This window comes from Allochromatium warmingii, from assembly GCF_900107145.1.
GTDB lineage: Bacteria > Pseudomonadota > Gammaproteobacteria > Chromatiales > Chromatiaceae > Thermochromatium > Thermochromatium warmingii.
The window spans coordinates 15,669-39,949 of record NZ_FNOW01000009.1; the positions used below are offsets into that span (position 1 = coordinate 15,669).

Genomic DNA, 24,281 nt, shown 5'->3' on the forward strand with positions numbered 1-24,281 from the left:
ATTTCTCGAACTCCGGTATCCGGTGTTGCTGACGTCTGAGCGTATCCCAGCACACACCGACCTCTGACCAGCGAGATGACGCGATCATGCTTGGCCTCATGCGCAAAAACAGTCCGCTCTTGGGGATCGACATCGGCACGACCGCTGTCAAGTTAATCGAGTTGTCGCGCACGGCGACAACTTTTCGTGTCGAGCATTACGCCATCGAACCGTTGCCCAAAACGGCGATTGTCGAAAAAAAGATCATTGAGCATGATGTTGTTGCCGAAAGTATTCGGCGGGCACTGCGTCGCTCAGGTACTAAGGCGAAGCGGGCTGCCGTGGCGCTGGCCGGTTCAGCAGTTATTACCAAAGTGATCAATCTGCCGGCTGTATTCAAAGAGGCAGAAATTGAAGCGCAAATTCAGCTCGACGCCGATCAATACATCCCCTATCCGCTCGAAGAAGTTAATCTCGATTTTAATGTACTCGGCCCCTCATCGAATGACCCAACGTTAGTTGATATCTTGCTCGCTGCCTCACGGCGTGAAAATGTTGATGATCGGGTTAGTGTGCTAGAAATTGCTGATTTAATCCCAATTGTTGTTGATATCGAAGCCTATGCAATTGAAAACGCCTGCTCAACATTACTCGATTTGCCGCGTTCAGCGGATAAAGAAGCGGGCATTTTAGGGGTGGTCGATGTCGGCGCATCAACAACGACGCTGCATGTTTTTAGCGGTGGTCGCAGTCTGTACATCCGCGAACAAAATTTTGGTGGTCGTCAATTACGCGAAGAAGTGCAACGCCGCTATGGTTTAACCGAAGAAGAAGCTGTCCCAAAAATTCGTGAGGGCAATGTTGCGGATAATTATGGCGTTGAGGTCTTAAATCCATTTAAAGAAGCATTAGCGCAACAAATCGGTCGTGCTCTGCAATTTTTCTATTCTGGTACGACATTTAACAATATTGATCGGTTGCTCTTAACTGGTGGCCCGGCAAGCATCCCGCGCATTGATGTGATTATTGAAGATCGGCTGAAAATTCCAACAGTTGTGGCCAATCCATTTACCCAAATGACCGTTTCGCCGCGCATTCAATCTAAAGCGTTGCTACACGAAGCATCGAGCATGATGGTAGCGGTTGGCTTGGCATTGCGAGGGTTTGACTGATGGCACGCATCAATCTTTTGCCCTGGCGTGAAGCGGCACGTCAACAGCGGCGGCAGGAATTTATCACGCTATTAGGAGTCGCGTTCGGCGCGATGGTTGGTGTCATCGCCTTAGTGCATTTTTATTTCGAGGATCGTATTAGCTATCAACAGGCGCGGGTGCAATATCTCAAAACTGAAATTAGCGTATTAGATCGTAAGATTAAAGAAATCGCCGAAATTGAAAAAACTAAAGCGGATTTGCTCGCACGGATGGATATTATTCAGCGGTTACAAACCAGTCGTCCTGAAATCGTGCGGCTGTTTGATGAATTAGTCAATGCGTTGCCGGAAGGCGTGTATTTGACGAAACTCGAACAAGCCGAGCGTTCGGTAACAGTCGAAGGGCGAGCACAGTCGAATGCGCGGGTTTCGACCTTTATGCGCCGCATCGAAGGATCCAAAACCATCGGTCAGCCGCGTTTAATGCTGATTGAAAATAAAGAAAAAACCGATACCGGGCTGAGTCATTTTCGGTTGTCATTTAGCCAAATCGCTACCAAGCCTAAGCCGAAAACCTAACAACAGCGACAAACCGGACAATAACGCCTAAGCGTTGCAGCTTTAAATTGCCTGTTATCGCTATTCGCACGAGAATCGTTTATGGATCTCAACGAACTCAATCAAATTGATTTCAACGACTTCGGCGAATGGCCAAAACCGATTAAAGCGGTTGCTATTGGTTTGGTTTGTATTGTGTTGGCTGGATTAGCCTATCATTACGATACCAGTCCGCAACGCGAGCGACTTGCTGCAGAACAGCGTGCTGAACAAGCTGCGCTTGCTGATCTGACAAAAAAGCAGCAAAAAGCCGCAAATTTAGAAAACTATCGTAATCAACTTGCTGATATGGAGCAATCATTTGGCGCGATGCTAAAACAGTTGCCGAATCGCACTGAAGTCGCAGCATTGCTGGTTGATGTCTCACAAACTGGATTAGCAAATGGTTTAGAATTTGAGCTATTTCAGCCAAATAATGAAGCGACGCGGGAATTTTACGCAGAATTGCCGATACAAATTCGTGTGCGCGGTCAATATCATGATTTCGGGCGTTTTGTTAGTGGTTTAGCAGCTCTACCGCGTATTGTGACGATTCATAACGTCCGGATTCAGGGCGGGAGTGACAAAGCGGCCACTGATTCGCTACAGGCTATAGTTAAGACCTATCGCTATCTGCAAGATGAGGCGAAATGATGAGCAGCAAGCATCTCAGTGTATGGTTGACGATGGCCGTGCTGTTAGCGGGTTGTGGCGAAACGGATATGACCGATTTGCAAAATGAAGTGAAACGGATTAATGCGCGTCCACCTGCCCCCATTGAACCCTTGCCAGAAATGAAGCCGGTTGAGACCTTTGTCTATGAGCCGGGTGAGCGCCGCAATCCATTTCAATCGGATGCAAAAACAGCAACAACGACTGCGCCTTTACCAACTGATAGCGGGCCAACACCTGATCCGAATCGACCACGCGAAGAGCTTGAAAATTATCCGCTGGATTCATTGCGCATGGTTGGCACACTAGAGCAGCATGGCTCGCGTTGGGCTTTGATTCGGACTAAAGCAGGGGTTGTGCATCGTGTGACTGTTGGGAATTATCTGGGGCAGAATCATGGTCAAATCATTGCGATTAACCAAGATGGTCTCCAGTTAACTGAAATTGTGTCGGATGCACCAGGTCAATGGCGCGAACGACCAGCCGCTGTGGCGCTAAGTCAATAAAAAAGTTTGGAGAGACAGCGATGAACCGTCTAAATCAATATGACTGCGCTGCTGGGATGATAAATAGTTGGAAGCAATCTCGTCGATTGATTAGCGCGGTGATGGTATGGATGCTAATAGCAACTCCAGCGTTGGCGGTTGAATTGCGCGATGTGCAGTTTTCGAGTTTACCAGGGAATCAAATTCAAATTCAGTTAAATTTAACTGGGCCGATTGCGCAACCTCAGGCATTTGCGACGGATTCTCCAGCGCGGATTGCGCTTGATTTACCTGGGGTGAATAGTCAATTAGCCAGTAAATCGGTGCCGATTGGTCTGGGGCCAGTACATAGTTTGGTGGCAGTAGAGGCGAGCAATCGCACGCGAGTCGTGTTGAATTTAACTGATCCGATGCCGTATGAAGTGAGCACAGCGGGTAATCAAATTACGATTAAGGTAGCAGGTCAGGCGCGGGCTAATTTAGCATCCGCATCATCGCCAGTAGCGAATGCAGCAGCGGCACAATCCGAGGCTCCAGCTTGGACGCAACTCCCGCGTGCGCAACGGGTCGCAGCGAATCCTGGGCCAGCGGTGCGAGATATTAATTTCCGCCGTGGTGATACCGGCGAGGGGCGGGTTGTCATTCGGCTGCCGAGCGCAGATACGCGGGTGGCAGTGCGTGAGCAGGCGAGTCGCGTATATGTGGATTTGTATCAAACATCATTGCCGCAGCGATTATATCGGCGGTTGGATGTGGTGGATTTTGCGACGCCAGTGACGATGGTTGAGTCGCGGAGTAGTGGCGCGAATGTTGAAATTGAGGTGCAGACGCAGGGTGAATTTGATTATATGGCGTATCAAACGGATGAATTATTTACGCTGGATTTTCGGTCGTTAACGGCAGCAGAGAAGGAAGAAATTGCACGGCAGAAGGTGGTGTATGATGGTGAGCGGTTGTCGTTGAATTTTCAGGATATTGAGGTGCGGGCGGTGTTGCAGGTGCTCGCAGATTTTACGGATATGAATTTGGTGGCGAGTGATACGGTTGGCGGAAATATTACGTTGCGATTAAAAAATGTGCCCTGGGATCAGGCGTTAGATATTATTTTGAAAACAAAGGGATTGGCAATGCGGCAGAATGGAAATGTGATGATGGTGGCTCCGGCGCAAGAATTAGCAGCGCAAGAGCAGGTCGAAATGGAATCAATGAAAAAAATTGCCGAGCTTGCACCATTAGTAACAGAATTTGTCAAAATTAATTATGCGAAAGCGGTCGATGTTGCTTCGTTTTTACAGGGTGGTGGATCGAAAACAGCTTCTGTATCTAGCGGGAGATCGGTAGATGGAGAATCAGTAACTGGCGCAGAAGATAAAACAAACTCAATGAATTTTTCACAAGAAAACATGCTATCACCACGCGGCAAAGTGACAGCAGATGAAAGAACAAATACCCTAGTCGTTATTGATACACGTGAACAAATCAATAAAATCATGCCGATCATTGCTAAAATTGACATCCCAACACAACAAGTATTAATCGAATCGCGGGTTGTTACAGCAAATAGTAATTTTGCGCGTGATCTTGGTGTTCGTTTTGGGGTATCCGGATCGATTGGTAGCGTAGGTGGGAATGAAATGCTTATCAGTGGCGGAGAAAACGGATATCTTACTGGTACTGCTAACTATGATACAGGGCCATTTGGATTGAATACTGGAGGTGTTTCTTATAATTCAGCAATATCTTCGAGTGGATCTGATATGGCTAATATTATTACTAATCTACCAGTAGCGGGAGCTTCTGGATCTGTTAATTTTTTAATCGGAAAAGTTGGTTCTTATTTACTGCAACTCGAACTCTCTGCAATGCAAAGAGAAGGGCGTGGTGAAATTGTTTCAAGTCCGCGTGTTATTACTTCAGATCAAAAACAAGCTACCATTAAAATGGGCCAGCAAATTCCTTACAAAACTGTTTCTGAAGATGGAACTACCACATCATTTAAGGAAGCCATGCTTCAGCTTAATGTAACACCTCACATTACTCCAGATCAGCGAGTCATTATGGATTTGGTTGTAAGTAAAGATGCTGCTAACTATTCTCAGTTGACACCTGATGGCTATCCAATCGATACAAATTCAGTTGAAACATCAGTTTTAGTCGATAATGGCGAAACAGTTGTGTTGGGCGGCGTCTATGAACGCACACGCTCATATAATAAAGAACAGGTTCCCTGGTTAGGGGATATTCCTGTACTAGGGCGCTTATTTAAAAATGAAGCTAGATCAGACAGCAATTCTGAATTACTGATCTTCGTGACGCCCAAAATCCTCAGCCGAGATATGGCGCAAAACTGAACCCCTAAAAAAAGCCTAACTTGCGTTAGCGCCCAAAATCTGGCATACCTCTCGCCATGTTACGTGCACAGAATATCTTCATCGTCGGCCCTATGGGTGCCGGCAAAAGTACCGTCGGACGCCAACTGGCCGAGGCGCTGTCCTACACCTTCAAGGACAGCGACCACGAAATCCAGCGCCGCACCGGCGTCGATATCCCCACCATCTTCGAGTTCGAAGGCGAAGCCGGTTTTCGCGTCCGCGAACGCCACGTCATCGAACAACTCGTTACCGAGGAACGCATCGTGCTCGCCACTGGCGGTGGCGCAGTGCTGAACCCCGAAAATCGCCAAGACCTCTCGGCACGCGGCGTCGTCATCTACCTGCATTGCAGCCCCGAACAGCAATACGCCCGTACCGCCCGTGACCGCAACCGCCCACTGATCGAAACCGAAGATCCACTCGAACGTCTGCGCGAAATCATGGCCGAGCGCGAACCGCTCTATCGCCAAGTCGCCGATCTCGTCGTCTCCACCGAAAAACGCGGCACTAGCTCGGTCGTCAAAGAAATTTGCCGCCGCCTCGAATCCGAGGACGTTTAATCATGCGAACACTGACTGTCGAACTGGGCGCACGCAGTTATCCGATCCACATCGGTTCCGGTCTGCTGCATCACGCTGACCTCTATCGTCCGCACCTGCGCGGTACACAGGTACTAATCGTCAGCAACACCACCGTTGCGCCACTGTATCTGGAAGCGGTGCGCCACGCTCTCGACGGCTATCAGGTGCGCGAAGTGATCTTGCCCGACGGCGAGAGTTATAAAACGCTTGAGATCTGGAACCAGATTTTCGACGCGCTGTTAAAAGAACGCTTTGCCCGTGATTGCACCTTGATTGCACTCGGTGGCGGCGTGATCGGCGACATGACTGGCTTTGCAGCGGCCTGTTATCAGCGCGGCGTGGCGTTTATTCAAGTCCCGACGACGCTGCTGGCACAGGTCGATTCATCCGTTGGCGGTAAAACCGGCATCAATCATCCCGCTGGCAAAAACATGATCGGCGCATTTCATCAGCCCCGCGCCGTCATCGCCGACACCGATACCCTCAGCACTCTGCCACAGCGCGAACTGTCGGCGGGATTGGCCGAAGTACTCAAATACGGTTTTATCCGTGATGCGGCCTTTCTCGATTGGCTCGAATGCCACATGACTGGGCTGATGTCACGCGACCCCGATGCCCTCGCGCACGCCATTTGGCGCTCGTGCGAACTCAAGGCGCAAATTGTCGCCGAAGATGAGTTTGAATCCGGCAGCCGCGCTCTACTCAATTTTGGCCACACCTTTGGCCACGCGATTGAAACCGGCGTCGGCTATGGTGAATGGCTGCATGGCGAAGCCGTCGGCGCGGGCATGTGTCTTGCGGCGACACTTTCAGCGCATCTCGGCTGGCTGACAGACGCGGAACTCGAACGCGCCCGCCATCTGATCGCCAGCGCCAGCTTGCCCACCGCTCGTCCAGCACATCTGTCCCCGGAACGGATGCGCGAACTGATGGCAGTGGATAAAAAAGTGCTCGCCGGTCAATTGCGCTTGGTGTTGCTGAAACAACTCGGTGAAGCTGTCGTGACCAGTGAATTTGCACAGGACGCGCTGCTGCACAGTTTGGGTTGAGCCGCCAGCTTTTTCACCGCAGTGGCCTTTGACGAACCGCTTGCCGACAGGCATAATGCATAGCCCTCTAGTACGCGCCCGTAGCTCAGATGGATAGAGTACAGCCCTCCGAAGGCTGGGGTCACAGGTTCGAATCCTGTCGGGCGCGCCAATTCCGCATGACTGACCGCACCGCTGTTTAGTCCCGCATTCGCACTCATCGCACGCTCAGCCAGCGCCGCCGTGTGTCCGCCGCGCCCGCGATCCCATTATTTTAGATGGCCGCATTTTGATGGAGACCCGAACCATGCCCAGCGCCCCGAGCAAATCGCTCGAAACCTTCCCGAATCCGCAACCCGAACGTGATTATACGATCCGTATTCGCGTGCCTGAGTTTACCTGTCTTTGCCCTAAAACTGGCCAGCCAGATTTTGCCGAATTGACGCTGGAATATGTGCCCGAACAGCACTGCGTTGAGCTGAAATCGCTCAAAACCTACGTCTGGTCGTATCGGGATGAAGGCGGCTTCCATGAGGCCGTGACCAATCGCATTCTCGGTGATCTGGTCGAGGCGACCGCTCCGCGTTTTATGCGCCTGACCGCTGAGTTCAACGTGCGCGGCGGCATCTATACTACGGTTGTCGTCGAGCATCGCGCCGCCGACTGGCAGCCACCGCAGCCGGTCATGCTGCCCTAATGCGGCGGCTGATTTGACCAAACGCCGCCTCTCCGCCCGCCAGATCGAACGCATCCAAGCGATTCAGGAGCGCCGCCGCGAGCGGCTCGCCACCCGCCCCGAACTGGCGTTGGCTGAAATCGATGCCGAGTTAGCACCCGAAGCCGGGCGCGTTGTGGTGCGACATGGGGCACATCTCGCAGTCGAAGATGCGCACGGGCAGTTGATTCACTGTCTGGCGCGTCAAAATATCGGGCATGTGGTGTGCGGGGATCGCGTCGTGTGGCAGCGTCTGCCGGACGGTCAGGGCGTCGTCACTGCGATTCTGCCGCGCATCAGCACCCTGAGCCGCCCTGATTACAGCGGACGTGATAAACCACTTGCGGCTAATCTCACGCGGCTCGCTATTCTCATCGCGCCTGAGCCGGAGCCAAGCGGCTATCTCATTGATCAATATTTGGTTGCTGCCGAGCGCATCGGCGTAGCAGCGATTGTGGTCGGCAATAAGATGGATCTGCTGCCCACATCCGCCGAACGCGATGCTTTTCAAGCACGATTTGCCCATTACGCGGCGATTGGCTACCGAACATTTTGGATTAGCGTGCTCGAACCGCAATCGCTCGACGCGCTCGTCTCGGAACTCGCCGGCCAGACCAGCGTGCTGGTTGGTCAATCGGGGGTCGGTAAATCGTCGCTGGTGCAACACCTGTTGCCGGATCAAGCAATTCAGATCGGGCGACTGTCGCAGGCGACCGGACTCGGACGCCACACCACCTCAGCGGCGACCTGTTATCGGTTGCGGGGCGATGGGTTTTTGATTGATTCACCTGGCGTGCGCAGTTTTCGGCTTGGCGCACTCGACCGCGCTGAGTTACAACAGGGATTTCGAGAATTTCGCCCCTATTTGGGTCGCTGTCGCTTTGGCGATTGTCGGCACACGCACGAGCCGGATTGCGCGATTCGTCAAGCCGTCGCTGAGGGCCAAATTGCCCCCGAACGGCTGGCGAATTTTCATCATTTGCTGGGTGATTGATCAGTGAATTAAGCGAATAAGGCGCTGCGCGGTATTATCTGGGCAGTGCTTGACGCGCCCGCATCAGCTCAATAAAGTGATCGAACACTGGCGCGACATCATGCGGCCCCGGGCTGGCTTCAGGATGCCCCTGAAAGCTGAACGCCGGACGCTGCCGATGGTGAATCCCCTGTAATGACCCGTCGAACAGCGAGCGATGCGTCGCCGTTAGCGTCTCCGGCAAGCTCGCCTCATCGACCGCAAAGCCGTGATTCTGGCTGCTAATCATCACCGCGCCGGTTTTGAGATCCTGCACCGGATGATTCGCGCCATGATGACCGAACTTCATTTTGAGCGTCTGCGCACCGCAGGCCAGCCCCAGCAACTGATGCCCGAGACAGATGCCGAACAGCGGAATATCGGTTTTCAGCAGTTCACGAATCGCTGTGATGGCATAATCACAGGGCGCAGGATCGCCCGGGCCATTGGAGAGAAATACGCCGTCCGGTTCAAGCGCCAGCACAGTCGCAGCGGGCATGTGCGCCGGAACCACAGTGACATGACAGCCGCGATCAACCAGCATCCGCAAGATATTGCGCTTGATGCCATAGTCATAGGCGACAACATGATAGGGCAGCTTGCCGCCGACCGGTTTGAGCGAATCGGGCAGACCGCCATCGAGCGTCCATGAACCCTGTGTCCACGGGTAGGCTTCAGTCGTCGAAGCGTGTTGCGCTAAATCCATGCCCTTGAGTCCTGGAAAAGCCCGCGCCTGAGCCAGTGCAGCGGCTTCATCAAGATTCTCGCCGGCCTGAATACAGCCGTTTTGTGCGCCGTGTTCGCGGAGCAAGCGCGTGAGGCGGCGGGTGTCAATGTCAGCAATCCCGACCACATTATGACGAATCAGATAGGCGTCGAGGGCTTCGGTGAGACGAAAATTGCTCGCCCGCGTCGGCAGATCGCGCACGATGAGTCCCGCTGCTTGAATGATGCCCGATTCATCATCTTCGGGATTCGCGCCGACATTGCCGATATGTGGATAAGTCAGGGTCACAAGCTGGCGCAGATACGAGGGATCGGTCAGGATTTCCTGATAGCCGGACATCGACGTATTGAATACGACCTCACCGACGCTGGAGCCGTCGGCACCGATCGACGTTCCGCGAAAGACCGAGCCGTCTTCCAGAACCAAAATCGCGGGTTTTCTCAAGAGAGTCTCCAAATGGGGGGCTAGACGGGCGATCATCCTAGATCAACAACGCGGATATATTGCAACGTCGCTGAGCGTGCGACGCGCTGATGCTGAAGCATTTTAGAGAACCGCTGCGGGACTGTCCACGCACGCTGGCTGGCCCAATGCGGCCATCAATTTGATGATGTATGCGGCGCTAGATAATACAGGCTCAATCCTTACTCCCCCGCACCCATTCCAGCCCCCAATGATGCGCCTGATCCATATCCAAATGCCCGCGATGATAATCAACCAGCTTCGTAATTTTGACCGCGCCGCCTTGATTTTCTAACAGCGCAATCGCGCACATCGGGCGATCATTGCGGTGTGAATCAAGCCGCACTTCGATTTCTGGCTGACCCGGCATTTTGAGCGTAATGCGGGCCTCGGCTTCAGCCCAATTCGGTGCGCCTTCATAAATAAAGGCATAAATCAACACGCGCCGGATCTGCTCCCAATGCTGACCATTGATCCGCAGATTCTCGCCGCTGGCGCTCAATCCGGTGCGATCATCAGCATCAAGCGCAATATAGGGCGGGCTAGTATAATTGCCGAAGGTATTACCTAGCGCCTGCACCGCGCTTTTTTCACCGTTCATCAATTCATACAAACACCCGACATCTAAATCGGTGCGATTATTACCGATCAAGCCGCTCAAAAAGCCTTTTTTGGCACCAGATACTGAGCGCCATTTAAGATTAATCAATATCTCGCCATGCGCGGTATGCGGCTCTTTTTGTAATGAAATCGAATTGCCGCGTTTTTCGAGCGTGATTTTATTGAGATTGACTGCTGGTGATGGCTTGGGCGGTGAAGGGGGCGGTGGGGCACTGATCTCGGTTGCGACCGTGCCGCCAAAATGCGCGACCAGCGCCGCTAATCCGCCATTAAAGCCCTGCCCGAGGGCGCAGATGCGCCAGATTCGATCTTTGCGGTAGAGTTCTAGCAGCATCAGGGCGCGTTCTTCGGCAAAATCCGCGCCGCTGAAGGCAAACCGTGCGGCCTCGCGGCTGCCATCCATCACGCGCACATGCCCGCGCCCAATCCGTGACATGGTGCCCGTGCCGTCAAGCGCAGCGGTGATGGTCAAGCGGACGATGCTCGGCGGCAGACGCGCTAAATCAATGGCAAAGCCTGCCTGATCGCCGAGCGGCGCGTCTAACCGCACGCCACCACAGGGTGAGCTAGGCTGGTTGAAAAAGGTCATATACCGTTCATCGGATAATTGACCCTGCGCATCCAGCCCAAAACAGGCAAAATCGAGGATCAAGCCGGGCGCGTCAATCGCCACGCCCAGCGTTAGGCGCTGACCAGTCGGCACCAGATCGGCGATCTTGGCGCGTTGTCCGCGCAGTAAATTCATCCGACATTCACTCCATGTTGCAGCGCCAATGCCCGTAATCCACCCGCATAGCCTTGTCCGACAGCACGGAATTTCCAATCACCGCCGTGACGGTAAATTTCACCGAAAATCATCGCGGTTTCAGTTGAATAATCTTCTGATAAATCAAAGCGCACCACTTCTTGATGATTATCACGGTTGACAATGCGCACAAATGCATTACTTACCTGACCGAAATTCTGGCGTCGGGCGTCGGCGTCATGAATGGTGACCACAATCACTAGCCGTTGAATTTCAGCCGGTACTCGCGACAGCGTGACCTGCACGGATTCATCATCGCCTTCGCCATCGCCGGTGAGATTATCGCCGGTGTGTTCGACTGAGCCGTCGGGTGATTTGAGTTGGTTATAAAAAATAAAATGGCTGTCATTGGGCACCTTGCCATCACTTTTGACCATAAAGACGCTGGCATCGAGGTCAAATGCTTGGCCATCCGTAGCGCGTGCATCCCAACCTAAACCAATGAGCACGTTTTCCAGATTAGGCGCTTCTTTGCTCAGATTGACGTTGCCGCCTTTATTTAGACTAATTGCCATCGCAAATGACTCCTGAGTAAGCGGTTAATGATTTAACCATGATTTGATCAGTCACAGCAGCCGATAGGTGCGCTGATGTGGCCCAAGCTGTTGCAACACGTCATCGAGACCCGCACGCGGTGTTTCATGACAGACGATGATCCGCGCATAGTCAGCGGGATTGACATTGTAAAGATAATTCACAATGCCCTCGCCGTAATTATCCGCAAAGACCAGCCGCCGCCCAACATCAGCGCCGAGCAAAATCGGAGAACGACTGGTGGCTTGTACCCTGACCTGAAAGCCTTGCGCTTCTAGCGCCAGCCCGACCCGAAACGCAGCGTGCATAAACTCGCCGGTACCGAGCACCAGCAGCGACGCGCCCGACTCCAGCCCATCGCTCAGATCGGCAAGATCAGCAGCGGGCAGCGTCAGCGGGCGGTCGATGCCGAACCGTCCACAGTGTTCCGCCAGATCGGCGGCGGCCAGCCGATTGTCGCCGACTGCTGGCGGCGGCGGTGCGCGGTGCCAGTCGGCGGCGGGTTCAAAGCTAAATTCGCCCTGAAGCGCGGCAACACACGCAACCGGCAATCCGAGTCGTGCTGTCAAACGCGCCGCGCTGTCCGCGCCGCTCAATTGAGTGATGGTGACGATGTGAACGCGCTCCAAATGTGGATTGATGCGCCGATACGCGGTCACTAAATTACACAGGGTATTGCCGGTGCTGAGTTCATCGTCGATCAAAATCAGCTCTCGCGCTGTGCGAAATCGCTGGCGTAATTCGGGCGCTATCGGCTCATAAAGCAACTGATCAGGCGCGTGACAGTGAGTTTCTTGAAAATCAAGCGCCGGACGGTCGGCGATCTGATAGCGGGTCGAATGGCTGAACAGCGCCTCGGCGTCGGGCTGACGTTCTAGCAGCGCCTCGAACACGCCTTGACCTAAGCCGGTCGCGGTCTCGGCCATCGCCACAAACAGCCACGGCCCCGCACCAAGCTGAAGCTGACTAGCTAAATAGGTATGAATCTGGCGCATCTGGGTCGGCGTCGCCGGCCAATGCTTGCCGAGCACCTTGCTCAAAAAAAGAAAGCCGCGTCGGGGATTGTGTCGCGCTGCAAAGCCACAGAGATCGTCGAGCGCAAAGGCGGCCTGATGCACGCGCACCCGCAGTAAACCAGTGGCTAATGACACACTGCGTTCGATCATACGGCGTCCTCATGACGCAGATAGTGTGCGACTTCGAGCACGGTCATCTCAGGCGCATGCTGCGGGGCGGTCTGGGTTGCAGATGCAAAGCCGTGAATCATACCGTGTAGCGCCAAATACGGCAGATTGATGCCCGCCGCGCCGCTGTAACCGATGCCACCGGCAAAACGTGGATTGATTTCAAGCAGGCGCAGCCCATGCCGTCCAGCGCGGAACTGAATATTAAACAATCCAGTTAAGCCAAATTGTGCCGTCAATTCGTTTACGGCCTGCGTCAAATCAGCCCGTGCCACCAGCCGCTGACCATAGCCACGCCCCGTAGTTTTAGCGCGTTGCACCAACGCCCGCACGCGCTGCCCATCGCCGACCGCATCGACGCTGTATTCTGTGCCGTCGAGATATTCCATCAGCAGCCACGTTTGCGCCGACGGCGTGACAGCTAACCGTTGACGCAGACAGGCTAACGAAATGGTGTACAGCTCATCCCGCGCCAGCGCGTCGAGTCCAGCATTGCCGGGCTGAATCACCCGAAAACCCGCGCCATTCACGCCCTGCGCTGGTTTAATACACAGCGTTGCATGGCTGAAGCTCAGGCGCTCATAGGCTGCCTCGAACTCAGCGGCAGTACGAAACGCGATGGTTTCCGGTGGTGGGATATGGCAGTGGCGGGCCGCGAGCGCAAACTGCGCCTTATCGTGTAATCGGTCGAGCACTTCGGGTGCGGCGACCGCCAGCACCCGCACCCCATTGGCGGCAAAGCGGTCGCGCTGTTCGGCAAGCAGGTGCGCTGTTTTCCCTGGCCAGAGCGCATCGATGCGGTGCGTGCGGCAGAAGTCGAGACAGAAATCGAGATACTCCGCGTCGCTTAACTCCGCCGGTTCGAGCGCATATTCATGGGCCAGCGTAAAGCCGGGGAAACTCGGTTCGGGATGGGTGCAAATCAGCGTGAAATCAGCGGCCGTATCAGCACGGCGAATCAGCTCAAACAGCGTGCGGACGTTAGAAAAGGTGCGATTAAACCAAACGCGGGTCATGGTGATTGATTAGATTTGAATTGAGACAGGATTAACAGGATATTTCAGGATTGACAGGATGATTATGATTAAAAAATAACTAGAAAAATCCTGTTAATCTTGAATAATCTTGTTCATCCTGTCTTAAATCTTAAGCGAGCTAGACGGAACGCGCCGACGTTCAATCGACGCGCCCCGCATGTATTACAAATGCGGTTGAATTTGCGGCAATAATTGATCGAAGGTGCGACCCTGACCAACTTCGCCAATCGCGTGCATCTTCCATTCGTTATTATGACGATACACCTTCGCCATAATCATCGCTGTATGATTGCCTTGACAGCTTAAATCATAGCGGGCGATTTCGCTGTTATTTGCGCCATTAAGAATGCGGCAATAGGCATTCGCGACCTGCGAGAAATCTTGGCTGGTGTAATTATTCACCGTAAATACCAAGCTTTTCACATTGCCCGGAATGGCTTGAAGATTCACCTGAATCTGCTCATCATCGCCCGCCCCTTCGCCGGTGCGATTATCGCCGGTGTGATGAATACTGCCATCGCGGCTGGTTAATTGCCGGAACCACACCGCATCCACCAAATTCCCCGCTTCATCAAATAGCAAGCAGGAGGCATCAAGATCGATGCTCGTCTCGCCACCGCCGCCGAATAATCCGCCCAAAAAACCGCCCTTATTCGACTGTCCGGCATCCCAGCCTAAGCCCATTACAATGCGCGTTAGGGTACTCCCCGCTTCCTTGTCGAGTGAGATTTTTTGACCTTTTTGCAGACTGATGCCCATGTGGGTCACTCCTCAGATGAAATGAAATCAATCAGATGGAATCAAACCGAATCACGCTGAATCAAGCAGGTCAGGTAAACCCCGATCTGCCGCTGCTGTTGATTGGAAGTCAGGTCGCCGCTGGCGGATGAAAGATCGCTTTATTACGCGAACAGATTACCACTCGCCCCTGACCACTAAAGCGGATAATTAGCCCTTCGCCAGAGGTCACGGAATTGACAAGCGAGCCAAAAAACCCGCCGCCAGTGCGTGGCATTCCGATTTCGTGATGCAGCGTTGATGACCAGGCGACCGCGTGATTATTGTCAATCACCACATCGCGCCCAGGGGTGACATCGAGGGTAAAGGTTGAACCAAAACCGGATACGGCGAGTTTGCCCTGTCCGACGGCTTCCATAATGACAAAACCGCCAGTGCCGCCAAATAATCCGCCACCAATGGTATTCAAGCGCGGATTGATTTGTACCCCGGAATCAGCGGCTAAAAAACAGCCATCTGACAGCGTATAGGATGAATTGGGCGTGACATCGAGTAATTCGATATCGCCGGGCAGCGCCGGTGAAAGCAGGCAATCACCATCGCCGCCAACCGCTTCAATTTCCTGCTGAAAAAAAGATTCATCGCTAGTGAAACGCCGCATCAATGCGCGTCCAAGACCGCCGCGAATTTGTCCTTTGACTTGCAGCGGCGCTTCCATCATCACCATTGCGCCGGATTCAGAAAAAATCCGCTCATTTTTGCGCAAACTGACATGCAGAAACGGGTCGTTTTCGCCCATGACGGTAAACACAGGCATGGTGTTATCACCTCGTGACCGGACTGGCAGCAACTCGCCGCCGGTAAGCCAGCGGCGAGCGAGTGAGGGCCGTTCAGGAAGGCGCGAGATGGGCAGATTTAACCGATGCTCACGCCGTGATCCTGCGCCAGCGCCGCCAAACCACCGGCGAAGCCTTGCCCGACGGCTTTGAACTTCCATTCCTCGCCGTTGCGGTAGATTTCGCCGAAGATCATCGCCGTTTCGGTCGAATAATCTTCCGACAGATCGTAGCGGGCCAGCTCGGTGCTGCTGTCTTTATTGAGCACGCGCATAAAAGCGTTGCGCACCATGCCGAAGTTTTGCTTGCGGGTTTCGGCTTCGTGAATGGTCACAGCAAACACGATTCGCTGCACACCGGCTTCAACGCCCGGCAGGTTGATCGATACGGTTTCGTCATCGCCTTCGCCCGCGCCTGTGGTGTTGTCGCCGGCATGAATCACCGCACCATCCGGGGAGGTCTTTTGGTTATAGAACACGAAATGACCGTCAGATAACACCTTGCCGGTGTCGCCGACCAAAAACACACTGGCATCCAAATCGAAGGCCGCGCCATCGGTGGAGCGAGCGTCCCAGCCGAGTCCAACCTGAACGTTGGTCAAACCTGGATCGGTCTTGGTCAAGCTGACGTTGCCGCCTTTTTGCAAGCTGATAGCCATGTTGAGTCCTCTTGTGGGTCGTTAGGGAACGGGTTGTTTTGGTACAACTTGGGTTAGTGTAACCGAAGTTGCTGGCCGGGCGGGACTGCGAAAGCGATGGGCGCATTGATGCGTATTGATCTGGTCACAAAGCTGCCATTTTCTTCGTGACCGATCTCTCTAGCACGCTCTAGCGCGAATAATTTAAACCAAACAGCTTCGCGCAATGTCGCTTAATTCGACACGCGCCCGCAAGCGCCGCGCTAACATGAATGATCCCATGAATTTCCGATGTAAAAACATCGTATCCGGTGCGGGCGCGGTGCTGAATACACCGGAATGAAAGAGCGCCCGTCCGCGATGATAGACACGCTCGAATAAATCCGAGACGCCGAAATCATATTGCCCAGGTTTGCAAAGTGGTTCTGACGCCAGCGCCAATAAATTCATCATTGAATCAATATGCTCATCAGGATCATGGGCACCGACATAGCCCAGTGCAATTGATGCGGCCCGCATTCCAGCCCGATCATTGGCCAGCAGCGCCACACCTAATTGCCGGTAGTGTGCAACTAATTCCGGTGCGACCGCTTTGGTGGCACCGAAATCCAGCAAGACAATTCGGCCGCTGGTTGCATCATAGAGAAAATTGCCGAAATTCGGATCGGTTTGCACCAAGCCAAATTCAAATAGCTCGCGCAAGGTCAGGCGCATCAATAAGGTTGCGGCACGGTCGCGCTCGGCACGGCGATAATCTGGCCCGGCCAACTGATCGACTGGCACGCCTTCAGCAAAATCCATCGCTAAGATATTGCGCGTGGTTAAATCACGATGTACAGCGGGAATATAAAAATCACGATCCTCACCAACCCAAGCGCGATAGGATTCCATCGCTTCAGCTTCGGCATCATAATCGGCTTCACGATGCAATTGTCGCCGCGCTTCTTCTAAAAACGGCGCAATATCAACACCCTTCGGTGCCATGCCAAAAGAACGCCCAAGCATGGCGAGATTGGCAATATCGCTGTCGATACTGTCACGCACGCCGGGGAATTGAATTTTGAGCGCCAACCGTCGCCCATCGCGGGTTTCAGCGCGATGCACCTGACCAATTGATGCAGCGGCAATCGGGGTAAATTCAAAGCGTTTAAATTGCTTATCCCAGCCCGCGCCGTATTCGGTTTCCAGCACCCGCGCTAATTGACTCAACGGCATCGGCTCGGCACGTTCGCGCAAGGTGCTCATAATTTCCGCTGCTTCCGGCGTAAAAATGTCGGAGCCGTCCATTGACATCAACTGCCCCATTTTCATCACTGCACCGCGCATCCGTGCTAAACGGTCGGTAAAACGGCGGGTATGTTCGGCAGAAAGTTGAATGCGGGCCGGTTGACCGCCCGCCCGCGTGCGAGCTAGATCAATCAAGCCTTTGACGCCAATCCCAGCGGCCAGATCGCCGGTCGCCCGCCCCAGATGCCACAGGCGGCTTAAACGTTGACTCGGTACGGCACGACCGCGTGATTCAGAAAACTGTGACATAACAACACGATTCCATAAAAGCTGAAGACCACACCAAGCGCAGTCTAAGAAATTAAGAGGATGCGCCGCCACGAGCGCCCAGCGGCTGGAAGCTTTGAAGACCCTAACGCGAAAAGTTCAATCCCGATCAAACTTGTCGGACTTCAGCAGCGCCTGCACTGTTTCAGATGCGAGTTCGTAATCAAAGCCGCGAATCTGGCGTTCGAGCTTCCCAGCGACTTCGCCCAATGCGGCACGTAACAGCGGACGTGCCTGCTCAAACAGATCATTGACAGCGGTGTCATGGCGTGCCAGCAACTGCGCCAATTCCGTGAGCGTTGCTTTGAGCGCGACCCAATCGACTTCAGTCGGCGCAGTGGTTGTCTTAGGCGAAGGCGCGGCGCTCAGATGCGGCAGGGCCGCTTGTAGCGCAGCGGTGAGTGTTGCCAGTTCGAGAGTCAGCAGTTCCAAGAGTGCTTGCAACCGCTCGCGGGGCTGATGCGTGCGCACGGCCTGCTCGAGACTCTGCGCCAGATCGCGCACGCTATATGCCCCCAACGTCGCGGCGACGCCTTTGAGACGATGGGCGGCACGTTCCAGCGTGGGCAGATCATTGCATGTAAACGCATCGAGTAAATGCGCCCGCTCCTCCGGCTCATGCTCGACAAACCGCCCCAGCAAGTTGAGATACATCCCCAACTGTCCGCGCAGTGGTTTTAAGCCCTGTTGCCAATCCAGCCCCGAAATGCTGTCGAGCGCCGCGCTGTTCATCAACTGGGTCAGTTCCGGCAGCGCAGTCACGGTCGGCAGCACATCGCGGGGCGTTGCCGTGTCGCGCTCCCCAGCCGCACGCGGCAGCCAGCGCACCAGCGTTGCGGTCAGTTGCTCGGGTTCAATCGGCTTGGCCAGATGGTCATTCATTCCGGCCTCCAGGCACTGCTGGCGGTCGCTCTCAAAAGCATTGGCGGTCATCGCCAAAATCGGCAATTCGCGGTAGGCCGGTTGCGCCCGAATCTGGCGGGTGGCTTCCAGTCCATCCATGTGCGGCATTTGCACATCCATTAACACCAGATCAAATGTCTGGGTGCGCACCTGCTCGACAGCTTCTTGACCGTTCTCGGCCAGCGTCACCTGTGCGCCGGTGGCCCGCAGTAACTGCAACACCACCTCTTGATTGATCTCGTTATCTTCAGCAACCAGAATCCGCACCCCGCGCAGACGCTCGCGCTGATCGGTGGCCTGAGTCAGCAGCGCACTGGCCGTGCTCGACGCGGTGCGAGCGGTTTGCAGCACGGCAATCAGCGCATCATGCAGGCCCGAAGGCGTGATCGGCTTGGCCAGCACCTGCACCGCACTGGCTCCGGCGCGGCATTCGTGTGGCAGTTGATCGCCATAGGCCGTGACCATCAGCACATCCGGCGGTGACTGAAGCTCAAGCGCCTGCAGTCGTTGCACGGTTTCCAGCCCGTCCAGATCGGGCATCTTCCAATCAATCGTCAGTAACTGAAACGGATCATTCTGGCGCTCGGCTTCGATCACAGCCGATACCCCTTCCAGACCGCTGGCCACAGCTTCGACGCGCAATCCGAAGCTTTCCAGCAAGTGCATTAAAATCGTGCGGGCTTCCAGATGATCGTCAATCACCAGCACCCGCCGTCCGCGTAGCCCGTCGAGCTTAGGATCGGATTGTGCTGGTTCACGCGCCAGCGCAAACGGGATTTCGAGCCAAAAGGTGCTGCCGCTGCCGACATCACTGGTCACCCCGATGCGTCCGCCCATCAATTCGGTCAGGCGCTTGCTGATGGCCAAACCCAGCCCAGTGCCCCCGTAGCGGCGCGTGGTGCTGGCATCGGCTTGTTCAAAGGCGCGAAACAGCCGCGCACATTGCTCCGAAGTCAAGCCAATGCCGGTATCGCGCACTGTCCAGCGTAGCCAGCAGCACTCGGCCTCAGGCGGTTCGGTTGCCCAAGCTGGAGCAGTGGGCAAGAGCGTCGCGGCAATGGCAATCTGACCGTGTTCAGTGAATTTGACGGCATTACTCACCAGATTGAGCAAAATTTGCCCCAAACGGATGCCATCACCGTGTAGCCGTAACGGAACGTGATCGAGATTGACCAGCACATCGAGTTCTTTGGCCTGAAGCTGATCGGCGACCAGATTGAACACATGATCGACCACCCGCGCTGGCTCAAAATCTCGCACCTCCAGTTGCAACTTATCGGCTTCGATTTTCGATAGATCGAGAATATCGTTGATGATCTGGAGCAGGTGTTGCGCCGAATCGCCAAGCCGCTGCAACTGATCGCGCTGGCGCGGGGTCAGCGGGTCTTGGCGGATGAGATGCGAATACCCGATGATCGCGTTCATCGGGGTGCGAATCTCATGGCTCATGTTCGATAAAAATGCGCTCTTGGCTAGATTGGCGCTCTCAGCATGAGCTTTAGCTGCTGCGAGTTCCGCCGTGCGCGTGGCCACCAGTTCCTCCAGATGACCGCGATAGGCTTCCAGTTCGCGGGCCGTTTCCAGACGTTCGGTGATGTCCTGCACGATGCCGAGTGCATCATGCGGCTGGCCGGCGGCATCGAAGGTCAGCTCGGCGCGTTCTTCCACCCAGCGCACTACGCCGCTTGGGGTCTGAATCCGATGCACAATCCGATACAGTGCCCCGTTGAGTGCCTGGTTCCACGCTTGTACCACGCTGTCGCGGTCATCGGGATAGACGCAATCGAAAAAACGTTGCAAGGTCAGCGGCGTGCCCAGCGCCAGCCCGAAAATACGATAGGTTTCATCTGACCAGATAAGTTGATCCTGCGCGATGTCGAGATGCCAGTGCCCAGTCCACGACACCGCCTGCGCACGACTCAAAATCGCCTGACTGCGTTGCAGATCGGCCACCAGCGCCAGCCGCTCGCGGTTTAACAGTGCCATGCCCAACTGATCGGCGATCTGACAGCCGAACTGGATTTCATCCGGCAGCCAGCGATGCGCTTGTGCGACCTGCTCAAAGCAAATCACGCCGCGTGGCTGGGCACCGACGAGAATGCAGCAATCGAGCGTTGAGCGGATGTCGTGCGGTTTAAGATAGCTGTCAACATAGCCCTGAGTGCGCGGATCGGTGAGCGCATCGTTAGCATCGACATAGCGATGCGCTTTGAGAATCGCCAGTTCAGCGCGGCATTGCGCGGCAGTCAAAAACAGCCCGGATTGATGTTGCTTGTTGGCGCAGTCGTAGAGGTCAAGGCAGGTCAGTACCGTGTCGGCGTCGTTAAATAGCCAGACTGACACCCGCGCAATCGCTAACCGCTCGGCAACAGCGGCGGTGATCTCCCGCGCAAAGGCGGTGATCTCGCCGTTGAGTCCGGTTTGCGCCAAGCTAAAGGTGCGGATCAATTCGCCCTGTTGCCGCAGCCGCTCATGACGCTGATTCTGTTCACGCTCGCGGCGTTTGCGGGCGGTGATGTCGCGCCACACGCTCGAAATCAGCAGGCGCTTGTCCTGCATCACGCGCCGAAAGCGGATTTCGACATCGCGAATGCTGCCATCGCGGGCGCGATGGCGGGTTTCAAAAGCATTGAGCGAGCCGTCTAAAATCTCGGCGATATTGTGCTGAATCAGTTCCGCATCGTGTTCGGCTTGAATATCGCTGATCGACAGGCGTGCAAACTCCTCACGGCTGTAACCCAGCGTGCGATAGGCAACACTGTTGAAGCTGATAAATCCGCCGGTGTCAGGATCAAGCAGCACCACTGCATCCGAGGTTTGATCGAACAGGGTTTCGAGCAACTGTTCGCGTTCGCGCAGTTGCGCCCGTTCGTGCTCCAGAGCGCGGAGTAATTGTTGCTGCTCGGTCAGATCGCGCACCACCGCCAGTAACTGACCGTTAGTGGTGAAGAGACAGATTCGCGCATCAAAGTCACGCCACACCGCATCCACCGGCAGCGTGTATTGAAAAGTCACGATCTCGCCCTGCTGGGCGGTGATAAGCGCGGTGTCAAACAGTGTTGCCACCTCCGGCGGCAACACCTCACTGGGGCGCTTGCCTAAAAACTGCTCCGGCGGGAGATACAGCTTATCGGTCGGCCCGTGAAACTCCAGAATGGTGCCATCGGGTGCGAACAGAAAAAACAGATCGGGAATGTTAGATAAGTGCCCCAAGTCTCGGCTCCACGCCTAGTCAACACACCGCATCAAATCACTCACATCGTGGGCGAGGCGGGATCGTCCGGCAGACCATCGAAAAACTCGACTACGCCGGTTTCGAGCGCATATTCTGCACCGACGACGAGCAGGCCATCATTGTCTATCAACGATTCGATGATGCGCGAGCCGTGCCGCAGTTGATTGGTTGAGGCGCGGACGTTGGCGCGGACAGCAGCACGGCGCAGGGCATCGGGATCGTGGCGCAGATCGGTGTCGAGCAGTGGTTGCACCGAGGGTTTGACGCGATCAACGATGGAAGCGATGTTGCGCGATGCGCTGCCTTCGCCATCAAGCAGGGTTTCAATGGTCGCGGCGACCGCACCGCAGTGCGAATGGCCGAGGACGACGACCAGCCGCGTGTTGTAGCGCGAGACGGCAAATTCGACACTGCCAATCTGCGACGGTGCGACGACATTGCCGGCAACGCGGATCACGAATAAATCGCCCAGTCCTTGATCGAAGAGAATTTCTGCCGGTGCGCGTGAATCCGAGCAGCCAAGAATAATCGCAAAGGGTTTTTGACCGGCGGTGAGTTCAGCGCGGCGCTGATAGGTCATCATCCGATCAAGGCTGGTGAGATTTTGGGCAAAACGGCTATTGCCTTCGCGCAGACGGGCTAAGGCTTCGAGAGCAGAAACAGTGTTGGGCATGGGCTGGCGGTCTCGGGTTCAGCGGTGATGAGGGCGCGAGCGCGTGCGGCGCGATGCCTCACGCACTGGCCCAACATTCTATACGCAAGTGGGGGGTGGTGGTCAGCTACCAGCTTTCAGCCGCCCGAGTCGCTCAGAATTGCCGCACTTTGATATTTAACGTCTGGATGCGATAGGCGATCTGGCGCGGGGTCATGTTGAGCAGCCGCGCTGCTTTGGCTTGCACCCAGCCCGCTTGCTCTAATGCCGCGATGACGCGCTCGCGTTCGTCGAGATCGGGAGCATTGCAATCGACGGCCTGACTGCGGGTTTCGCTCAAAATGCTCGCCGCATTTTGGGGCGCTTCGGGGGCGCTGGCGCTGTGGTCAATGCCAGTGAGCTGAATCACGGCGCGATCAATCAGCCCGTCTTCGCTCATCACAGCGGCGCGTTCCATGCAGTTTTCCAGTTCGCGCACATTGCCCGGCCAGTCGTAGCGCATCAGCACGCGCAGGGCGCTGTCGGTGATTTCCAGCTCTCGGCCCTGCATCCGCGCCACCTTTGCCACCAAAAACCGCGCCAGATCGGGAATATCTTCCATCCGCTCGCGCAGCGCCGGCATCCGAATCGGCATCACGTTGAGCCGATAGTACAAATCTTCGCGGAACTCGCCGGCACGCACTTCGGATTCGAGATCGCGGTTAGTCGCGGCAATCACGCGCACATCAACCTTGAGCGTGCGCCCGCCGCCGATGCGCTCAAATTCACCTTCTTGCAACACGCGCAACAGCTTGGCTTGAAAGGCGGGGGTGATTTCGCCGATTTCATCGAGAAACAACGTCCCGCCATCGGCTTGCTCAAAGCGTCCTTTGCGCAACGCGACCGCGCCGGTAAATGCGCCCTTTTCGTGCCCAAATAATTCCGATTCGAGCAAATTATCCGGCAGTGCTGCACAGTTGAGCTTAATAAAGGGCGCACGGGCACGCGGTGAGTTGTAATGAATGGCGTTGGCGATCAATTCTTTGCCAGTGCCCGATTCACCGCGAATCAAGACGGTCGTGTTCCATTTGGCCACCTGCCGCACTTGCTCAAAGACTAAGCGCATCGCGGCAGCGCGACCGATGATGCTGTCAAAACCATGCGCCCCGCGCACCGTGCGCCGCAGGGTGTCGCGTTCTTCGCGCAAGGCTTGCTGTTCGGCCGCAACGGTACGCGCCAAGCGCACCGCTTGGCCGATGAGGTTGGCGACCATTTCCAAAAATCGCGCCCGATCTGCCAGCAAGTCTGCGCCGCTCGGCGGTTGCGCAGCAAAGACGCCGATGGCTTGTTCATCGCTACGGATCGGCACGCCGATAAAGGGCCGGTCGGGATCGTAGAGATTCAAGCGGTCGAGAAAGCGCGGCTCATCGCCGAGACGCGGCAGAATCCAGGGTTGATTGGCCGTGAGAATCTGGCCGATCACGCCTTCGCCCGGACGATAGCTGACGGCTTCAAACGGTTCGGCATCTTGGGCATCTTGGCCGTGCAGCGCACTAATGAGCAATTCGCCGCGCTCTTCATCGAGCAGCGATACCAGACCATGCCGCAGACTGGCCCGCTCGTGCAGCACGCCGAGTACCTCGCGCAACGTCTGGCGCAGGTCAAGCGAACGACTCAGCACGCGGCTGACTTCAAACAGTGCGGCCAGTTGGGATTCGAGCAGAAGCAATCGGCTCGTCTCCCCAGGCAGGTCAGGGGAGTGGGGGGGGACTCGCATGGGTCG

The 24,281-nt window shown here is 55.2% G+C and carries 21 protein-coding genes and 1 tRNA gene; 10 read left to right on the plus strand and 12 right to left on the minus strand.

Features of this window, described 5'->3' with window-relative positions; all coding sequences use genetic code 11:
- Nucleotides 1–86 precede the first annotated feature (86 nt).
- The 10 genes from BLW10_RS04245 (at nucleotide 87) to rsgA (ending at nucleotide 8,576) form a co-directional block, all read left to right on the plus strand.
- Nucleotides 87–1,151 (plus strand): pilus assembly protein PilM, encoded by a 1,065-nt coding sequence (locus BLW10_RS04245; RefSeq protein ID WP_091332560.1) that lies wholly within the window; start codon nucleotides 87–89, stop codon nucleotides 1,149–1,151.
- Nucleotides 1,151–1,711, plus strand: a complete 561-nt coding sequence (locus BLW10_RS04250; protein ID WP_091332561.1) for a PilN domain-containing protein — start codon at nucleotides 1,151–1,153, stop codon at nucleotides 1,709–1,711. The genes BLW10_RS04245 and BLW10_RS04250 overlap by 1 nt, the downstream gene beginning before the upstream one ends.
- 81 nt (nucleotides 1,712–1,792) lie before the next feature.
- Nucleotides 1,793–2,383 carry a type IV pilus inner membrane component PilO gene (locus BLW10_RS04255; RefSeq protein ID WP_091332562.1) on the plus strand — a complete coding sequence of 197 codons (591 nt, stop codon included), beginning with the start codon at nucleotides 1,793–1,795 and terminating at the stop codon, nucleotides 2,381–2,383.
- Nucleotides 2,383–2,907 (plus strand): pilus assembly protein PilP, encoded by a 525-nt coding sequence (locus BLW10_RS04260; protein WP_245709085.1) that lies wholly within the window; start codon nucleotides 2,383–2,385, stop codon nucleotides 2,905–2,907. The genes BLW10_RS04255 and BLW10_RS04260 overlap by 1 nt, the downstream gene beginning before the upstream one ends.
- Nucleotides 2,908–2,927: 20 nt before the next feature.
- Complete coding sequence (locus tag BLW10_RS04265; RefSeq protein ID WP_091332563.1) at nucleotides 2,928–5,237, plus strand: type IV pilus secretin PilQ; 2,310 nt, start codon at nucleotides 2,928–2,930, stop codon at nucleotides 5,235–5,237.
- Nucleotides 5,238–5,293: 56 nt separating this feature from the next.
- Entirely contained in the window at nucleotides 5,294–5,818 is a 525-nt protein-coding gene (aroK, locus tag BLW10_RS04270) for a shikimate kinase AroK (protein ID WP_091332564.1), read from the plus strand.
- A gap of 2 nt (nucleotides 5,819–5,820) precedes the next feature.
- Nucleotides 5,821–6,888, plus strand: a complete 1,068-nt coding sequence (gene aroB, locus BLW10_RS04275; RefSeq protein ID WP_091332565.1) for a 3-dehydroquinate synthase — start codon at nucleotides 5,821–5,823, stop codon at nucleotides 6,886–6,888.
- A 74-nt stretch (nucleotides 6,889–6,962) separates the two neighbouring features.
- Nucleotides 6,963–7,039: transfer RNA gene (locus tag BLW10_RS04280), tRNA-Arg, on the plus strand.
- Nucleotides 7,040–7,174: 135 nt separating this feature from the next.
- Nucleotides 7,175–7,564 (plus strand): preQ(1) synthase, encoded by a 390-nt coding sequence (queF, locus tag BLW10_RS04285; RefSeq protein WP_091332566.1) that lies wholly within the window; start codon nucleotides 7,175–7,177, stop codon nucleotides 7,562–7,564.
- 13 nt (nucleotides 7,565–7,577) lie between these two features.
- Nucleotides 7,578–8,576, plus strand: coding sequence for a ribosome small subunit-dependent GTPase A (gene rsgA / locus BLW10_RS04290; protein WP_091332567.1), 999 nt, complete (start codon nucleotides 7,578–7,580; stop codon nucleotides 8,574–8,576).
- Between the two features lie 34 nt (nucleotides 8,577–8,610).
- Here rsgA and carA read toward each other — a convergent pair whose 3' ends face one another.
- The 12 genes from carA to nifA form a co-directional block, all read right to left on the minus strand.
- Nucleotides 8,611–9,765 carry a glutamine-hydrolyzing carbamoyl-phosphate synthase small subunit gene (gene carA / locus BLW10_RS04295; protein ID WP_091332623.1) on the minus strand — a complete coding sequence of 385 codons (1,155 nt, stop codon included), beginning with the start codon at nucleotides 9,763–9,765 and terminating at the stop codon, nucleotides 8,611–8,613.
- A gap of 193 nt (nucleotides 9,766–9,958) precedes the next feature.
- Nucleotides 9,959–11,149, minus strand: a complete 1,191-nt coding sequence (locus tag BLW10_RS04300) for a TerD family protein (RefSeq protein ID WP_091332568.1) — start codon at nucleotides 11,147–11,149, stop codon at nucleotides 9,959–9,961.
- Nucleotides 11,146–11,724 carry a TerD family protein gene (locus BLW10_RS04305; RefSeq protein WP_091332569.1) on the minus strand — a complete coding sequence of 193 codons (579 nt, stop codon included), beginning with the start codon at nucleotides 11,722–11,724 and terminating at the stop codon, nucleotides 11,146–11,148. Before BLW10_RS04305 ends, BLW10_RS04300 begins: the two co-directional genes overlap by 4 nt.
- Nucleotides 11,725–11,775: 51 nt before the next feature.
- Nucleotides 11,776–12,909, minus strand: coding sequence for a phosphoribosyltransferase domain-containing protein (locus BLW10_RS04310; protein ID WP_091332570.1), 1,134 nt, complete (start codon nucleotides 12,907–12,909; stop codon nucleotides 11,776–11,778).
- Nucleotides 12,906–13,943, minus strand: a complete 1,038-nt coding sequence (locus tag BLW10_RS04315; RefSeq protein ID WP_091332571.1) for an ATP-grasp domain-containing protein — start codon at nucleotides 13,941–13,943, stop codon at nucleotides 12,906–12,908. Before BLW10_RS04315 ends, BLW10_RS04310 begins: the two co-directional genes overlap by 4 nt.
- Before the next feature lie 183 nt (nucleotides 13,944–14,126).
- The gene (locus BLW10_RS04320; protein ID WP_091332572.1) at nucleotides 14,127–14,723 is read right to left on the minus strand and encodes a TerD family protein; all 597 of its coding nucleotides are present in this window, start codon (nucleotides 14,721–14,723) and stop codon (nucleotides 14,127–14,129) included.
- Between the two features lie 109 nt (nucleotides 14,724–14,832).
- Nucleotides 14,833–15,519 (minus strand): TIGR00266 family protein, encoded by a 687-nt coding sequence (locus tag BLW10_RS04325; RefSeq protein ID WP_091332573.1) that lies wholly within the window; start codon nucleotides 15,517–15,519, stop codon nucleotides 14,833–14,835.
- Between the two features lie 98 nt (nucleotides 15,520–15,617).
- The gene (locus BLW10_RS04330; protein WP_091332574.1) at nucleotides 15,618–16,196 is read right to left on the minus strand and encodes a TerD family protein; all 579 of its coding nucleotides are present in this window, start codon (nucleotides 16,194–16,196) and stop codon (nucleotides 15,618–15,620) included.
- 183 nt (nucleotides 16,197–16,379) lie between these two features.
- Nucleotides 16,380–17,711 carry an ABC1 kinase family protein gene (locus tag BLW10_RS04335; protein WP_091332575.1) on the minus strand — a complete coding sequence of 444 codons (1,332 nt, stop codon included), beginning with the start codon at nucleotides 17,709–17,711 and terminating at the stop codon, nucleotides 16,380–16,382.
- 117 nt (nucleotides 17,712–17,828) lie between these two features.
- A complete protein-coding gene (locus BLW10_RS04340; protein ID WP_091332576.1) occupies nucleotides 17,829–21,845 on the minus strand; it encodes a response regulator in 4,017 nt (1,338 codons plus the stop codon).
- Nucleotides 21,846–21,886: 41 nt separating this feature from the next.
- A complete protein-coding gene (locus BLW10_RS04345; RefSeq protein ID WP_091332577.1) occupies nucleotides 21,887–22,540 on the minus strand; it encodes a carbonic anhydrase in 654 nt (217 codons plus the stop codon).
- Between the two features lie 133 nt (nucleotides 22,541–22,673).
- A complete protein-coding gene (gene nifA, locus BLW10_RS04350; RefSeq protein ID WP_091332578.1) occupies nucleotides 22,674–24,275 on the minus strand; it encodes a nif-specific transcriptional activator NifA in 1,602 nt (533 codons plus the stop codon).
- Nucleotides 24,276–24,281 lie beyond the last annotated feature (6 nt).

Excerpts from the sequence above, each read along its gene's own strand:
- BLW10_RS04245 (WP_091332560.1), top strand. The coding sequence starts at position 87 with ATGCTTGGCCTCATGCGCAAAAACAGTCCGCTCTTGGGGATCGACATC.
- BLW10_RS04250 (WP_091332561.1), top strand. The coding sequence starts at position 1,151 with ATGGCACGCATCAATCTTTTGCCCTGGCGTGAAGCGGCACGTCAACAG.
- BLW10_RS04255 (WP_091332562.1), top strand. The coding sequence starts at position 1,793 with ATGGATCTCAACGAACTCAATCAAATTGATTTCAACGACTTCGGCGAA.
- BLW10_RS04260 (WP_245709085.1), top strand. The coding sequence starts at position 2,383 with ATGAGCAGCAAGCATCTCAGTGTATGGTTGACGATGGCCGTGCTGTTA.
- BLW10_RS04265 (WP_091332563.1), top strand. The coding sequence starts at position 2,928 with ATGAACCGTCTAAATCAATATGACTGCGCTGCTGGGATGATAAATAGT.
- aroK (WP_091332564.1), top strand. The coding sequence starts at position 5,294 with ATGTTACGTGCACAGAATATCTTCATCGTCGGCCCTATGGGTGCCGGC.
- aroB (WP_091332565.1), top strand. The coding sequence starts at position 5,821 with ATGCGAACACTGACTGTCGAACTGGGCGCACGCAGTTATCCGATCCAC.
- queF (WP_091332566.1), top strand. The coding sequence starts at position 7,175 with ATGCCCAGCGCCCCGAGCAAATCGCTCGAAACCTTCCCGAATCCGCAA.
- BLW10_RS04300 (WP_091332568.1), bottom strand. The coding sequence starts at position 11,149 with ATGAATTTACTGCGCGGACAACGCGCCAAGATCGCCGATCTGGTGCCG.
- BLW10_RS04305 (WP_091332569.1), bottom strand. The coding sequence starts at position 11,724 with ATGGCAATTAGTCTAAATAAAGGCGGCAACGTCAATCTGAGCAAAGAA.
- BLW10_RS04310 (WP_091332570.1), bottom strand. The coding sequence starts at position 12,909 with ATGATCGAACGCAGTGTGTCATTAGCCACTGGTTTACTGCGGGTGCGC.
- BLW10_RS04315 (WP_091332571.1), bottom strand. The coding sequence starts at position 13,943 with ATGACCCGCGTTTGGTTTAATCGCACCTTTTCTAACGTCCGCACGCTG.
- BLW10_RS04320 (WP_091332572.1), bottom strand. The coding sequence starts at position 14,723 with ATGGGCATCAGTCTGCAAAAAGGTCAAAAAATCTCACTCGACAAGGAA.
- BLW10_RS04325 (WP_091332573.1), bottom strand. The coding sequence starts at position 15,519 with ATGCCTGTGTTTACCGTCATGGGCGAAAACGACCCGTTTCTGCATGTC.
- BLW10_RS04330 (WP_091332574.1), bottom strand. The coding sequence starts at position 16,196 with ATGGCTATCAGCTTGCAAAAAGGCGGCAACGTCAGCTTGACCAAGACC.
- BLW10_RS04335 (WP_091332575.1), bottom strand. The coding sequence starts at position 17,711 with ATGTCACAGTTTTCTGAATCACGCGGTCGTGCCGTACCGAGTCAACGT.
- BLW10_RS04345 (WP_091332577.1), bottom strand. The coding sequence starts at position 22,540 with ATGCCCAACACTGTTTCTGCTCTCGAAGCCTTAGCCCGTCTGCGCGAA.
- nifA (WP_091332578.1), bottom strand. The coding sequence starts at position 24,275 with ATGCGAGTCCCCCCCCACTCCCCTGACCTGCCTGGGGAGACGAGCCGA.